Below are 14,300 nucleotides of genomic sequence, written 5' to 3'. Positions count from 1 at the left end.
TGCGGCCTCGCGGGCGCTCCCTTACCGTCTCTTTTGTCCCCTCTCGTCCCAGCCTGCCCCGTACGGAGCGTTCCTCATGGTCGACACCGGACAGCAGTCCGTACGAAGCGAGGCAGTACGCGGCGGTGCGGCGGCACGCGTCGGCGAGGCGGCACGGCACGAGGCGACGGGCGGGACGCGAGGCGCGACGTACGAGGGCTATGAGGCGTACGAGGGCGGCAGCCCCGAGGCCGAGCGGCGGCGCTTCGAGAAGCTGACCCGCGAGCTGATGCGGACGCAGCGGGCACGCCCCGGCGGCGCGGACGGCCTGGGCGCCCCGCAGCTCCTGCGCCCCTTCCGGGCCAAGGCGGCGCTGGGTGTGGAGAACGCCCGGCTGCGGTTCCGTGACGACCTTCCGCCGGAGCTGTGCGTGGGATACGCCCGGCCGGGCGCCGAGTACCCGGCCGTGGTGCGGCTGTCCAGCGCGAGCGGCACCGAGCGGCACGACACCACACCCGATCTGCGCCGGATGGCGGTGCGGGTCCAGGCCGGTCCTGAGGAGACCCACGATCTGCTGGCCACCAGCTTCCCGGTGTCCCATGCCGCCGATGTACACGAGTTCGTCGCCTTCGCCAAGGCCACGGCGGGCGCGGGGAGCACCGTGGAGAAGGCGTTCGGGCTCTTCGTCCGGCTGCCGCTGGCGGTGGGCTGGGCCACCGCCGACCGGATGCGCCGCAATGTGCGGATCGCCACCCGCCATACGGTGGGCTCGCTGGCCCGCGAGACCTTCTGGAGCCGGGGCGCGATCCTGTGGGGCCCGGCCGGTCCGGTGCGGTATCAACTCCGTCCGGCGCCCGGCGGCACCGCCGCTCCCCCGCCCGACCGCGGCGACCCCGAGTATCTCGACCGTGAGCTGGCGATGCGGCTGTCCACCGGCGACATCGCCTTCGAGCTGTGTGTGCAGCGCTATCTGGACGACCGCCGCACCCCGGTCGAGGACGGCTCGGTGGAGTGGCGGGAGGGCGACGCCCCGGTCGTCCCGGTCGCGGTGCTCACCGTGCCGTGCCAGGACCTGGACAGCGCCCGGGCCCGGGCCGCGGCCCGCCGGGTCGAGCTGCTGGCGTTCAACCCCTGGCACACCACCGAGGAGTTCCGTCCGCTGGGCAATCTCAACCGGGCGCGCAAGGCCGCGTACGAGGTCGCCGCGGCGCACCGCCTCGGCCTGCGCTTCCCCACCGCGGGGCCGGGCCCCACCGCCGGGCCGGGCCCTGCCGCCGAGCCGGGCCCCTCCTGCGAACCGCGTCCCACCGCACTGCTGCCCGTTCCGGTGCGCGCCGCCTTCGGCCTGCCGGTGCGCGCGGCCTTCGGCCTGGTCAACCGCTGTGCGCCCTGGCATCGGCTGCCGGACCCGCTGGGGCTGCTCAACCCGGTCGCGCTGGGCCGGACGCTGCACCGGCTCGGCCTCCTCGACGCGGCCCCGCCCGAGGCGCCGCCGCGCCCCGATCCGGCTCCCGCCCCGGCCGGGGAGAGGCCGCGGGTGGCGCGCCCGTACGACGGCCCGGCCGGCGATCCGGGCATGGCGCGAAGAGACGTGGCCGGGGCCGCCGTCGGCCGTCGTCTGTCACCGGTCCGCCGGCCCGAACTGATCCATGTGCCCCACCCCGCCACGGTCAGCGGACGGCTGCTGCACCGGGAGCGTTTCCGGCCCGCCACCTCGCTCAATGTCCTGGCGGCCGCCTGGACCCACTTCCAGTCCCCGGACTGGGTCGACGCCACCTCCCACCGGTGGGACGGCTCGCAGGTGCACGGCGGCACCGGGCCGCGCCTGGAGGAGGGCCATCTGCCGCTGGGCCCGGGCGGAGTGCCGCCGATCGGCTCGGCCGGCGCCTGGTGGCTGGGGCTCAGCGCGATGCACACGCTCTTCGCCCGTGAGCACGAGGCGGTGTGCGAGGCGCTGCGCCGCACCCATCCGGCGATGGACGAGGAGTCGGTGCGTCACACGGCCCGGCTGGTGGTCTCCGCGCTCATCGCCAAGATCCATACGGTGGAGTGGATTCCGGCGATCCTCACCACCGAGGTGATCGACCTCGGCTCGAAGACCAACTGGCAGGGCCCGCCCGCCCATTGGCTGTCCCGGCTCGGCCTGTGGCTGTTCGAGGCGAGCGCGGCGGCGGGCGGCCCCCGCGGTGTGCCGGACCATCCCGGGGTGCCGTTCGCCCTCGCCGAGGAGTTCATGACGGTCTACCGGACGCATCCGCTGGTCCCGGACGACGTCGAGCTGTGCGACCACCGCTTCGGGCGGCGGTCGCGGTCGCTCGGCTTCGACGAGGTTCGGGGCGCGGCGGCCGAGGCGGTGATGCGCAAGACGGGGCTCGCGGACGCCCTCTACTCCTTCGGCATCGCCCGTCCGGGCGCGATCACCCTGGGCAACTACCCGCGCGCACTGCGGCGTTGTGAGCGGGACGGCGAGCTCCTCGATCTGCCGGTGGCGGATCTGATGCGGGCCCGGCGGCGGGGCGTACCGCGGTACAACGACTTCCGGGCCCGGCTGGGCAGAGCGCGGATCCGCTCCTTCGAGGAGCTGTCCCCCGACCCGGACACGGTCGCGCGGCTCGAGGAGGTCTACGCCTCGGTCAATGAGATCGACACCATGGTCGGGCTGTTCGCGGAGAACCGGCCCGAGGGGGCCGGCTTCAGCGAGACGGCGTGCCATGTCCTGCTGCTCATGGCCACCCGGCGGATTCAGGACGATCGCCTTCTGACCGTGGATTTCCGGCCCGAGGTGTACACGCCGCTGGGGCTGGACTGGGTGGAGAAGTCCAGCATGACCTCGGTGGTCCTGCGGCACTGCCCGGAGCTGGCCGGAGTGCTGCCCCGCGGGGCGAGTCCGTTCGCGCCCTGGCGGCCGGTGGTGCCGTCGCTGTCCTGACCGCGGCCGTGGACCGGTTCAGGTTCAGTCCTGGCTGCGGAAGCGGTTGATGGACGGCAGATGGCGCTCGCGCAGCTCCGGATCGCGCACCCCCAGGCCCTCCTCCGGGGCCATGCACAGGACGCCGACCTTCCCGGAGTGGCGGTTGCGGTGGACGTCCTGGGTGGCCGTGCCGACCGCGGCGAGCGGATAGACCTTGGAGAGCGTGGGGTGCACCATCCCCTTCTCGATCAGCCGGTTGGCCGCCCATGCCTCACGGTAGTTGGCGAAGTGGGTGCCGATGATCCGCTTGAGCGCCATCCACAGATAGCGGTTGTCGTACTCATGGCGGTAGCCGGACGTCGAGGCGCAGGTGACGATCGTTCCGCCGCGCCGCGCCACGTACACACTGGCGCCGAAGGTCTCCCGGCCGGGGTGCTCCAGGACGATGTCCGGATCGTCGCCGCCGGTCAGTTCGCGGATCCGGGCGCCGAAGCGCTTCCACTCCTTGGGGTCGGGCGTGGTCGCGTCCTTCCAGAACCGATAGCCCTCCGCGGCCCGGTCGATGACCAGCTCGGCCCCCATGGAGCGGACGAGTTCGGCCTTGCGCTGCCCGGAGACCACGCACACCGGGATGGACCCGCCGTTGACGGCCAGTTGGGTGGCGTACGAGCCGAGGCCACCGGCCGCGCCCCAGATGAGGGTCACATCGCCCTGTTTCATCTGGGCGCCGTTGCGGGAGACGAGCTGCCGGTACGCCGTGGAGTTGACCAGGCCGGAGGACGCGGCCTCCTCCCAGGTGAGGTGGGCGGGCATCGGCATCAGCTGGTTGGCCTTGACCAGCGAGAGCTCGGCGAGCCCGCCGAAGTTGGTCTCGAAGCCCCAGATGCGCTGCTCGGGGTCGAGCATGCTGTCGTCGTGGCCGTCCGGTGAGCGCAGTTCGATGGACAGGCAGTGGGCCACCACCCGGTCGCCGGGCTTCCAGTGGCGCACCCCCGGCCCGGTGCGCAGCACCACACCGGCCAGATCGGAGCCGAGGACGTGGTAGGGCTGGTCGTGGCGGGCCGCTCCGGGGTCGTCGGTCCGTGCGTACCGCTCCAGGAAACCGAAGGTCGGCAGCGGCTCGAAGATGGCGCTCCACACGGTGTTGTAGTTGATCGCGCTGGCCATGACCGCGATCACCGCCTCGCCCGGGCCCGGTTCGGGCGTGGGCACCTCACGGATGTGGAGCGACTTCTGAGGGTCCTTGTCCTTGGTGGCCATGCCCTCGAACATCCCGGATTCCTCTTTGAGGATCACCGCGCCCCGATAGGACTCGGGCACGTTCAAGGCGGCGAAATCCGCGGCCACCGCATCTTCTGCCAGCACGGCGCTGATGATGTCCTGCATGACATGTCCTCCGATGTACCGCCCCGGGCAGCCTGTGTCCCGGAGGCTATGGCAGCGGCCACGATCCGAATAACCCCTACGTCCGCCCAGGTCCGGCCCCCCTAGGCGCCCCCCTATACCGCCAGGGAGTGCAGACAGGCGATGAGCGTGCGGGCCTCGACATTGACGTAATGGCTGTGGCGTATCAGGTCGAGCAGCTGACGCACCGCCATCCAGCGGTAGTGCGACGGCTCCTCGGGGACGGCGCTCATCTCGGTCTCCACGACGAGATAGCGGTTGAAGGCGTGGAAGAAACGGCCGCCCTCCTCGGAGAGCACGGTGTCGAACCGCACCCGGTCGGCAGGCGCCTCCACCACCTCCCGGAGAAACGGCGGGGTGGCCCCCTCGGGCAGGTGGGTGTAGTTGCGCGGGATGCACTGCACGGTGGGGGCCAGCTCCACCACATCCGTGTAGCCGGGTTCGGCGCGGGCCTGCACCAGCACATGCGGCACCTGGTCGGCGTAGGCCAGCAAAAAAGCCGCCACGCCCGGGCCATGGGGCTCGATCATGGGCTGGGTCCAGCCGCCCACCTCACGGCCGCCCGCGGTCACGTCCACGGCCATCACGCTGAAGAAGCGCCCGCTCTCATGGGAGATCCGATGGGCGCTGCGGTGCCAGCCGGCCGTCTCCCGCAGTGGTATCCGCTCGGTGAACACCTCGCGCTCGGTGCGCAGCCCGGTGATCCAGCTCAGGATGTCGGCGTCACGGTGGCGGCTGTGGGCCTTGAGGGCCGGGAAGGTCTCCTCGGGGTCCAGCGGGGAGTGCGGCAGACAGGCCAGGACGCTGCGCGCGTCCATGTTCACCAGGTCCTCCACGGCCAGCAGATGGTGCAGCTGGCCCAGCGTCAGCCAGCGGAAGCCGTCGCGCACCTCGACGTCCGTCTCCGGTGCGACCTCGACCAGCATGTTGCGGTTGCGCTTGTGGAAGAACCAGCTCCCCTGCTCCGACTGGCGGACGTCGGCGAGCACCCGGTGCCGGTCCGCCCGCTGGAAGTACTCCACATACGGCACGGCCCGGCCCTTGTGCACCCGGGTGTAGTTGCTGCGGGTCGCCTGGACGGTGGGCGAGAGCTGCAGTCCGCCGTGGTTGCCCGGCTCCATCTTGGCCTGCATCAGGAAGTGCGGTACGCCGTCGAAGTCCTTGACCAGGATGCCGAGGATGCCGATCTCCGGCTGGTGGAGGATCGGCTGGCGCCACTCCTCCACCGGCGCCCCGGGCATCCGTACCCGGATGCCCTCGACGCTGAAGAACCGGCCGGTCTCATGGACGAGGTTGTGGGTGTCCGGCGCGAAGTCCCAGCCGCGCAGCTTCTCGAACGGAATGATCTCGACCCGGGACTCGTCGGCGTCGACGCGCTCCCGGAACCAGCGCTGGAAGTCGGCGAGCAGGGTCACCGAGCTGTCGACGGTGGCGGCCGAGCGGACCAGCCGCTCCTGGAGCGTTTTCACCACGCCCACGCCTCCGGTCCGGGGCCGCCGTTGCCGATCGGCGGGAACAGCCGGTCCAGTTCGGTCAGCACCTCGTCGGACAGCGTCAGCTCCATGGCCTTGAAGGCCCCTTCGAGCTGCTGCAGGCTGCGCGGCCCGATGACCGGCGCGGTGATGCCGGGGCGGCCCATCACCCAGGCCAGGCCCACCTCGGCCGGGTCGGCGCCGAGGCCGTCGCACAGCTTCTCGTACGCGGCGACGGCGTCCCGGTGGACCTCCAGCGCCTGGGCCGCCCGGCCCTGGGCGGTCTTCATCGCGGTGCCCTCGGCCAGCTTGCGCAGCGCCCCGCTGAGCAGTCCGCCGTGCAGCGGGGACCAGGCGAGCACCCCGACCCCGTACCGCTGGGCGGCGGGGATCAGCTCCAGTTCGATATGGCGGGTGACGAGGTTGTAGACGCTCTGCTCGGAGACGATGCCGAGGAAGTGGCGGCGGGCGGCGGTCTCCTGGGCCTCGGCGATATGCCAGCCGGCGAAGTTGGACGAGCCGACGTAGCGCACCTTGCCCTGCCGGGTCAGCGTCTCCATCGCCTGCCACACCTCCTCCCAGGGGGCGTGGCGGTCGATGTGGTGCATCTGGAACAGGTCGATCCAGTCGGTGCCCAGCCGGCGCAGCGAGTCCTCGCAGGAGGCGATGATGTGCCGGGCGGACAGCCCCGAGTCATTGGGCCAGTCGCTCATCGGGTTGAACACCTTCGTGCCCAGCACGACCTTCTCGCGCCGGCCGCCTCCCTGGGCGAACCAGCCGCCGAGGAACTCCTCGGTGTAGCCCTTGTGCTTCTGCCAACCGTACTGGTTGGCGGTGTCGACGAAGTTGACCCCGCGGTCCAGTGCGGTGTCCAGGATCGCGTGGCTCTCCTCGTCGCTCGCCCTGACCCCGAGGTTCAAGGTGCCCAGGCACACCCGGCTCACCTTGAGGCCGGTGCGTCCGAGATAGGTGTACTCCATCAGTGTCCTTCGGTACGGGCCGCCGCGGCAGCCGGTCGGCTCGAGGTGGCGGAGGCGGCCCACAGGTCGTGGAGGGATTCCTTCATGGCCACCTTCGGGGACCAGCCCATGAGCCGCCGGGCGAGGCGGATGTCGGCCTGGGTCCAGCTGCCGCCCTTGCTGTGCACGGCACCGCTCTCCTCGCGCACCAGATCCGCGGGGACCTGGGAGGCGGAGATCAGCAGCCAGGCCAGTTCGCGCATGCTGGAGGCGTCGCCCTGCCCGATGTTGATCGCCCGGCCGGTCACCGGGCTGCTCGCGGCCAGCGCCACGGCCTCGGCGACGTCGCGGACGTCGATGAAGTCGCGCTGGTCGTCGACGAGGGTGAGGGAGAGCGGAGCGTCCTTGGTGGTCCGGCGCAGCCGGTGGGCGAGTCCGCCGAGGAAGCTGCCCCGGGGGGTGCCCGGTCCGCAGACGTTGGTGACGCGCAGGACACAGCCGTCGATACGGCCCGCGTCCGCCGCGCCCAGGACGATCCGGCTGCCGACGAGCTTGGTGCGGGCGTAGGGGGTGTGGGGGGCGGTGGGGTGGTCCTCGGTGATGGCCGTGCCGTCGGGGACGGGGCCGTACTCGTGCACCGAGCCCAGATGCACCAGCCGCGGCCGCCTGGGGAGGGTCGCCACGGCGTCCACCAGCCGGTCGACGAGCGGGATGTGCGAGGCCGTCATGCTCGCCTCGTCGCCTTCCCAGCTGTCGCCCGCGGCGTTGACGACGAGATCGGCGGACTTCGCGGCCCGGGCGATGTCGTCGCTCGGCGCGGATACCGCGTCAAGGGGCAGAAATGCGACTCCGGGAATGGGTTCAGCGGGTTTTCTCGCTATTGCCAGGACTTCATATCCGCGTTTGGCGAGAGCCCTGCAGATATGTCGCCCGATGAATCCGGTGCCGCCGATCACAACGGCCTGCCGATCTCGCATGTGGGCCATATCGCCACCGTATTGGCGCCGCTTCGAGCGGAACAACCCCTACCCTCATCCACCCCTATCTGCCACCCCTATCACGGCTCCGACCTGCGATGTCATTGGAATAGATGTCGTTTATGGGCCTCGCTGACGGCTGCCGCGCGATCCTTCACCCCGAGTTTCTCGTAGACATGCAACAGATGTGTCTTCACGGTCGCCTGACTGATGAACAACGCCGCCGCGGCCTGTCGATTCGTGGCCCCGTCCGCGATAAGCCTGAGCACTTGGAGTTCTCGGTCACTCAACGGTCCCTGGGTGGGTTTGCGGACCTGGCCGAGAACTCGTCCGGTGACCGCGGGCGAGAGGACGGACTGGCCCGAGGAGGCGGACCGCACGGCACGGGTCAGCTCCTCGCGCGGGGTGTCCTTGAGGAGATAGCCGGTCGCCCCGGCGGCCAGGGCGCCCATGACGTCGCTGTCGGTGTCATAGGTGGTCAGCACCAGGATCCGGGCCTCCGGGTCGCCGCGCAGCAGCCGTTTGATGGCCTCGACCCCGCCCATCCGGGGCATGCGCAGATCCATCAGGACCACATCGGCCGGCCGCCGCTCGTACAGTTCGACGGCCTCGGCACCGTCACCGGCCTCGCCGATCACCGTGAAGTCGGGGTCCCGCTCCAGCACCCCGCGCAGCCCGTCGCGGACCACGGGGTGGTCGTCCACGATGAGGATGCGGATGGGCGCGGCGGTGGCGCGGTGGGCGTCGCCGCCGTCGTGGGCGTTACCGCCGTGGGTGTGACCGCTGGGGGTGATTCCGCTCATGCACCGGCTTCCTGGGGGATGACGGGGACGGCCGCGCTGATGGCGGTGCCCTCGCCACGGGCGCTTTCGATGTCCAACGTACCGGCGACCCGGCTCAGCCGGCGCCGCATCGCCACAAGCCCCAGCCCGTGGTCACCGGAGGTGCCGGCCGCGGCCTCCGCGGCCACGGGGTCGAATCCGACGCCGTCGTCGAGCACATCGAGGACGACCACGTCCTCCATGTACGACAGCGTGATGCCCACCTTCGACGCCTCGGCATGCTTGGCGATGTTGGCGAGGGCCTCCTGCGCCACCCGGTAGAGCGTGGCCTCCAGTTCGGCGTGGACGGGGGTGGCGGTCCCGGTCGTCGCGAACGCGACCTTCGCCCCCCGCCCCCGTGACCAGCCCTCGGCCAGGCACTCCAGGGCGTCGGGCAGCGTCCGGGACTCCAGTTGCTCGGGGCGGAGCGCCTGGACCGACCGGCGCGCCTCGGCCAGGCTGTCCCGGGCCAGGTCCTTGGCCGCGCCGAGATGGCGGCGCCACACCTCGCGGTCGCCTTCGGCGTGTTCGGCGGCTTCCAGCTGCCGGATGATGCCGGCCAGCCCCTGGGCGAGGGTGTCATGGATCTCCCCCGCCATCCGCTGGCGCTCGTCCAGCACTCCGGCCTCCCGCGCCTGGGTGATGAGCTGGGCGTGCAGCCCGGCGTTCTCGTTGAGCGCCGACCGGAGTTCGGCCACGGTCCGTTTACGCCGCTGATGCTGTTCGTTCAGCCGGCTCGACAGCAGATTGATCCAGCCGATCACCACGGTCTGGAAGGCGATGGCGGCGATATAGCCGACCACCGCGCCGGTCGTGGGGCGCGGGAAGCCGTCCGGCACGGTGTTGACGACGAACGAGGTGGCCGCCACGGACACCAGCGCCCAGACCGTCGGCAGCAGCACCAGCGCCTGCAGGAACCCGGTGGCGGCGAAGACCATGAACACCTGGTCCCGCGCCATCAGCGCGGCAGAGAGGGCGAGCAGCCCGGTGAAGTAGACGGCTGTCGGCGCCATGCCGTACGGCTGTCTGCTGCGGCGGCCCGTCGGCAGGGTGTAGGTGCCCAGGATCCAGAGGGCGGCCAGCGCCGCCAGGCCGAGCGTGGTGAGCAGCTCCCGGGCCGGCGGCGGGCCGTGGACCACGCTCAGGGCCGTGGACAGAAACAGCAGAAGGTAGGGCAGCCCTCCGAACAGGATGTCGGAGTGCCGCTCCCACCGTCCGCCGTCGTCCTTGGACGCGCTCACCTCACTCCCAGCGGAACAGCTTGGCCGCGGCCGCGGTGGCGGCCACCGAGATCACCCCGAGGACGGTCAGATGCAGCGCCTGCGGCCACTGGTTCTCCCAGGAGTCGCGCAGGGCCTGCAGCGCGGCGCCCAGCGGGGTGTAGTCGCCGATGGTGGACACGGTCTCGGGCAGATCCTCCTTGGGGAGGAACGCCCCGCCGAAGAAGAGGCTGGGGAAGAGCAGGGAAAGGCCCATCGCGGTGGCCGACTTGCTGCTCGGCGCGATGGCCGCGATGACCAGGCCGATGGAGAACAGCGCCCAGGTGCCCAGGGCGAAGCTCACCAGGAAGGCCGGGACGTCACCGGGCAGCTTGGTGTCGAAGGCGGCCTTGCCGACGATCAGCACCAGCACCGCGGAGACCGCCGCCGTGACCAGGTTGATGAAGAGCTGGGCGATCAGCAGGTTCCCCGGGTGGACGGGGCTCGCGGCCAGGCGCCGCAGAATGCCCTTCTCCCGGTAGGTCGCCAGCGTCGTGGGCAGCAGGTTGAGGGCCAGCATCGTCAGACACAGCGACATGGCCATCGCGGGGACGAACGCGGCCATCGACTCCTTGGTGGCGGCGTCGTCGTTGGACTTGGTGGTGACGAAGTGGAAGATGGCCAGCAGCATGATGGGCAGCGCGATGACGAAGAACACCGCGGTGGGATCGCGCAGGAACAGCTTGCTCTCGACGAAGGTGAGCTTGGTGCGCCCGGACATGGCAGAGATCTCCTCGGCGGTTCAGTTGGCGGGCTTGGAGCCGGTCAGGGCGACGAAGGCGTCATCGAGACTCGCCTGCTCCAGGCGGAGTTCGTTCGCCACGATCTGATTGCGGGCCAGGACGGAGATCACCGCGTAGACGACATTGCCCTTGCCGACCACCGTCACCTGCGACTTGGACCGGGTCACGCTGCTCACCTCGGGCAGCGAGGTCAGCAGTTCGTCGTCCATCGGCACGGACGGCTTGAACCGGATGATCTGCTGCTCATCGACCCGGGACACCAGTCCGGAGGGGGTGTCCAGGGCCACGACCCGGCCGGATTCGATGATGGCGATCCGGTCGCAGAGCCGCTCGGCCTCCTCCATGAAGTGGGTGACCAGCAGCACGGTCACGTCCTGCTCCCTGACCTTCTCGATCAGCTTCCAGGTCTCGCGCCGGGCGTGAGGGTCGAGTGCGGTGGTCAGCTCGTCGAAAACGGCGATCCTGGGGTTGCCGACCAGGGCGAGCGCGATGGACAGCCGCTGCTGCTGTCCGCCGGACAGCGATCCGTAGGGCGTGTCGGCCTTGCCCGAGAGGCCCCAGTCCTTGATGAGCTCGCGCCAGTCGACGGGGTCGCGGTAGAAGGTGCTGTAGAGCTCGAGCGCCTCCCACACCTTCATCTTGGGGGGCAGTTCGCTCTGCTGGAGCTGGATCCCGATGGACTCGCGCAGCTCGGCGAGGTCCTTCAGCGGGTCCAGGCCCATCACGGAGATCTCGCCACCGTCCCGTTTGCGCATCCCCTCGATGCACTCCACGGCGGTGGTCTTGCCCGCGCCGTTGGGGCCCAGGATGCCGAAGATCTCACCCTCCTCCACGGAGAAGGACACGTCTTGTACCGCGACGTGATTGCGGTATTCCTTCCGCAGGTTACTGACCTCGATCAGCGGCATCGGCCCGGGTCCTCCTCGCTCGGTTCCTTCACTCTTCCACCGTAGGAAGCGGGTATCCCCCGCGGATCGGCCCATCGGCTGCCCACCGGGCTGATCCTCCCTCCACCCACCGGCTGACCGGCCGCATCAACCGATCGGTGGAGAGGGGTACGCCACGGCCGGGTCAGTCACGCCGGGGGTGCAGCGCCCGGCAGACCTCGTAGGACGGCAGCAGGCCCGCCCGCTCGGCCTCGGCCAGCCCGGGGGCGTTCCGGTCGCGCTGGGAGACCAGATACTCCAGGTCCGTGGGCCAGGGCAGGCCGAGCGCCGGGTCGAAGGGGTCGATCTCGTGCTCGGCGCCCGGGTTGTACTCCGCCGAGTTCAGATAGGCCGCCACGGTGTCGTCCCGCAGGGCGATGAAGGCGTGGCCGAGGCCCTCCTCCAGATACACCGCCCGGTACGAGACGGCATCCAGGCGCACACTGTCCCAGTGGCCGAAGGTGGGCGAGCCCACCCGCAAGTCCACCACCACATCGAGGAGTTCACCGCTGGTGCAGGTCACCATCTTGGCCTGGCCCGGAGGTACGTCCGCGTAGTGCACCCCGCGGACCGTGCCGCGCCGGGAGACACTGTGGTGGTTCTGGCCCAGGCGCAGCGGATGGCCGACGGCCGCGGCGAAGGCCGCTTCGGTGTAGTGGGCGACGAACGCGCCACGCTCGTCACGGTGGACGTCCGGGCTGAACTCGTAGGCGCCGGAGACCGCCAGCTCACGTACCTTCATCGGCCGTGCTCCATGGTGAGCTTCTCCAGCACCGGCACCACATCGTGCGGGGTGGGCGTGTGCAGGTTCTCCTCGCGCAGCCGCTCGGCGGTCTCCTGGTACGTGGCGTCCCCCAGCAGCCGTTCGACGCTCTCCCGCAGCACCTCTGCGGTCAGCTCGGAGGCGTGCACGGCCAGTCCGGCACCGGCCTCGTGCAGACTGGTGGCCTTGTTCCACCAGTCGCCGTAGCGGATGGTGGGGATGAACTGCGGTACGCCGTTGACCAGTGCGGTGCCCCAGGAGCCGAAGCCGCCGTGGTGGATGAGGACCGCGGCGCCGGGCAGCAGGGCGTGCAGCGGGACGAAGTCGACGATGCGGGTGTTGGCGGGGATCTTCTCCAGGGCCTCGACGTCCTCGGGCGGCAGCGCGGCCACCACGTCGATGTCCATGGTCCCGAGGGTGTCGATGATGTCGGTGACCGGCATGAAGGTGCCGCCCAGGGCCGCCCGTGCGGAGACGCCGGAGGTCAGCACGACCCGCGGCCGCTCGGGGACCTCGCGCAGCCAGTCCGGGATCTCACAGGGGCCGTTGTAGGGCAGATAGCGGACCGGGACCCGCTGGACCGAGAGCGGAAGCTGGAGGCTGGTGGGGATCTGGTCGATGGTCCACTGGCCAACCACGACCTCCTCGTCGAAGGTGCGGTCGTAGCGGGCGAGGATGCCGCCGAGCCAGTCGGCCAGCGGATCCTCGCGGCGCTCCTCGGGCTGCTCCGCGAGGCGGGTCAGGAACACCTCGCGCATCTTGGAGTAGATGTCGATACACCACAGCAGCCGGGCGTGGGCGGCGCCCACGACCCGGGCGGCCACCGGGCCCGCGTAGGTGACCGGGTCCCAGATGACCAGGTCGGGCTGCCAGTCGCGGGCGTAGGCCACCAGCTCGTGCACCATGCAGTCGTTGTAGGTCTGGTACGCGAACATCACGCTGACCTTGAACTTCATCAGCACCTGTTCCCAGGAGTGCTGATCGAGGTCCGGAGTGGACCAGTCGGACAGCGGGTTCTCCAGCGAGTCGCGGTTCTGCGTCAGCATCTCGTGGAGATTGTGGTCGGTGCCGACGGAGACGGCCGTCAGACCGGTGCTCTTGATGTGCTCGGTCAGCGCGGGGTTGCTGGCGACATGCACCTCGTGGCCGGCCGCGGCCAGCGACCAGGCGAGCGGGACCATGGTGAACAGGTGCGATTTCTCGGACACCGTCGCGAAAAGGATACGCATCGTCGGTTTCTCTCTCAGTCGATAGGTCGTCGGGGGCGGGCGGTGGCCGCCCGCAGGGTGTCCGTGATGACTCCGGCCACCGCTGCCTTCTGTTCACCCAGGTAGAAGTGGCCGCCGGAGAAGACCTCCAGCCGGAAGGAGCCCGAGGTGTGCTCCCGCCAGCCCGCCATCTCCGGGGCCCTGACGCGGATGTCGCTGTCGCCGGCGAGCCCCACGATGTCGCAGCGCAGCCTGGCGCCGGGCCGGTACTCATAGGTCTCGGCCGCCTTGTAGTCGCTGCGGATGGCCGGCAGGGTCAGCCGCAGCAGTTCGGCGTCGCCGAGGATGCGCGAGTCGGTCCCGCTGACCAGCTGGAGCTCGGCGATGAGCCCGGCGTCGTCGCGCCGGTGGATGCCCAGGCTCCGGTGGTGTGAGGGCGCGGGCCGGCCCGAGGCGAAGAGCACCACGGGGACGGTTCCCAGCTCCCCTTCGAGCAGCCGGGCCAGCTCGAACCCGACGCTCGCGCCCATGCTGTGGCCGAACAGCGCGACCGGCCGGTGTGCGGTCAGTGGCGTCAGCGCCTGGAAGATCTCGCCCGCCATCTCATGGATGTTCTCGATGGGCGTGTCATGGCGGCGGTCCTGCCGTCCCGGGTACTGGACGGCCAGCGCCTCCACGGTCGGCGGCAGCAGCTCGGAGATGGGGAAGTAGAAGCTGGCGGCTCCTCCGGCGTGCGGCAGGCAGACCAGGCTGACCTCGGCCTCCGGACGCGGATGGAACCTGCGGAACCACAGGCTCTCATCGGTGACGGGCAACGCCATGGTCGTCGTTCCTTTCGCGGTGCGGGGAGGGCGCCTCGGCGGCGGGTGCGGGCGTGG

The 14,300-nt window shown here is 70.6% G+C and carries 12 protein-coding genes; 1 reads left to right on the top strand and 11 read right to left on the bottom strand.

Translation table 11 applies throughout. The features are described from left to right. Positions 1-76 precede the first annotated feature (76 nt). Complete coding sequence (locus CGL27_RS42680) at positions 77-2,908, top strand: peroxidase family protein (protein WP_119992895.1); 2,832 nt, start codon at positions 77-79, stop codon at positions 2,906-2,908. Positions 2,909-2,932: 24 nt separating this feature from the next. Here CGL27_RS42680 and ccrA read toward each other — a convergent pair whose 3' ends face one another. From ccrA to CGL27_RS42625, 11 genes are all read right to left on the bottom strand, one after another. Further along, positions 2,933-4,276, bottom strand: a complete 1,344-nt coding sequence (gene ccrA / locus CGL27_RS42675) for a crotonyl-CoA carboxylase/reductase (RefSeq protein ID WP_119992893.1) — start codon at positions 4,274-4,276, stop codon at positions 2,933-2,935. A gap of 113 nt (positions 4,277-4,389) precedes the next feature. After that, entirely contained in the window at positions 4,390-5,766 is a 1,377-nt protein-coding gene (locus tag CGL27_RS42670) for an NDP-hexose 2,3-dehydratase family protein (RefSeq protein WP_119994827.1), read from the bottom strand. After that, entirely contained in the window at positions 5,760-6,746 is a 987-nt protein-coding gene (locus CGL27_RS42665; RefSeq protein ID WP_119994826.1) for an aldo/keto reductase, read from the bottom strand. The genes CGL27_RS42670 and CGL27_RS42665 overlap by 7 nt, the downstream gene beginning before the upstream one ends. Next, a complete protein-coding gene (locus CGL27_RS42660) occupies positions 6,746-7,711 on the bottom strand; it encodes an NAD(P)-dependent oxidoreductase (RefSeq protein ID WP_119992892.1) in 966 nt (321 codons plus the stop codon). The genes CGL27_RS42665 and CGL27_RS42660 overlap by 1 nt, the downstream gene beginning before the upstream one ends. Before the next feature lie 92 nt (positions 7,712-7,803). Beyond that, on the bottom strand, positions 7,804-8,505 hold the full coding sequence (locus tag CGL27_RS42655) for a response regulator transcription factor (RefSeq protein ID WP_119992890.1): 702 nt from the start codon (positions 8,503-8,505) through the stop codon (positions 7,804-7,806). Continuing rightward, complete coding sequence (locus tag CGL27_RS42650; RefSeq protein ID WP_119992888.1) at positions 8,502-9,764, bottom strand: sensor histidine kinase; 1,263 nt, start codon at positions 9,762-9,764, stop codon at positions 8,502-8,504. Before CGL27_RS42650 ends, CGL27_RS42655 begins: the two co-directional genes overlap by 4 nt. A gap of 1 nt (position 9,765) precedes the next feature. Next, entirely contained in the window at positions 9,766-10,503 is a 738-nt protein-coding gene (locus tag CGL27_RS42645; protein WP_119992886.1) for an ABC transporter permease, read from the bottom strand. A 21-nt stretch (positions 10,504-10,524) separates the two neighbouring features. After that, positions 10,525-11,433 (bottom strand): ABC transporter ATP-binding protein, encoded by a 909-nt coding sequence (locus CGL27_RS42640; protein ID WP_014056963.1) that lies wholly within the window; start codon positions 11,431-11,433, stop codon positions 10,525-10,527. A gap of 163 nt (positions 11,434-11,596) precedes the next feature. Then, positions 11,597-12,193: a dTDP-4-dehydrorhamnose 3,5-epimerase gene (gene rfbC / locus CGL27_RS42635; RefSeq protein WP_078639059.1), complete on the bottom strand. Its 597-nt coding sequence runs from the start codon at positions 12,191-12,193 to the stop codon at positions 11,597-11,599. After that, positions 12,190-13,443, bottom strand: a complete 1,254-nt coding sequence (locus CGL27_RS42630; protein WP_078639060.1) for an activator-dependent family glycosyltransferase — start codon at positions 13,441-13,443, stop codon at positions 12,190-12,192. The genes rfbC and CGL27_RS42630 overlap by 4 nt, the downstream gene beginning before the upstream one ends. A 14-nt stretch (positions 13,444-13,457) precedes the next feature. Then, complete coding sequence (locus CGL27_RS42625; RefSeq protein ID WP_119992884.1) at positions 13,458-14,243, bottom strand: alpha/beta fold hydrolase; 786 nt, start codon at positions 14,241-14,243, stop codon at positions 13,458-13,460. Positions 14,244-14,300: the final 57 nt, after the last annotated feature.

It is taken from the genome of Streptomyces sp. 11-1-2, assembly GCF_003595545.1.
Taxonomy (GTDB): Bacteria; Actinomycetota; Actinomycetes; order Streptomycetales; family Streptomycetaceae; genus Streptomyces; species Streptomyces hygroscopicus_B.
This window is presented reverse-complemented; position numbering and strand designations above follow the sequence as displayed.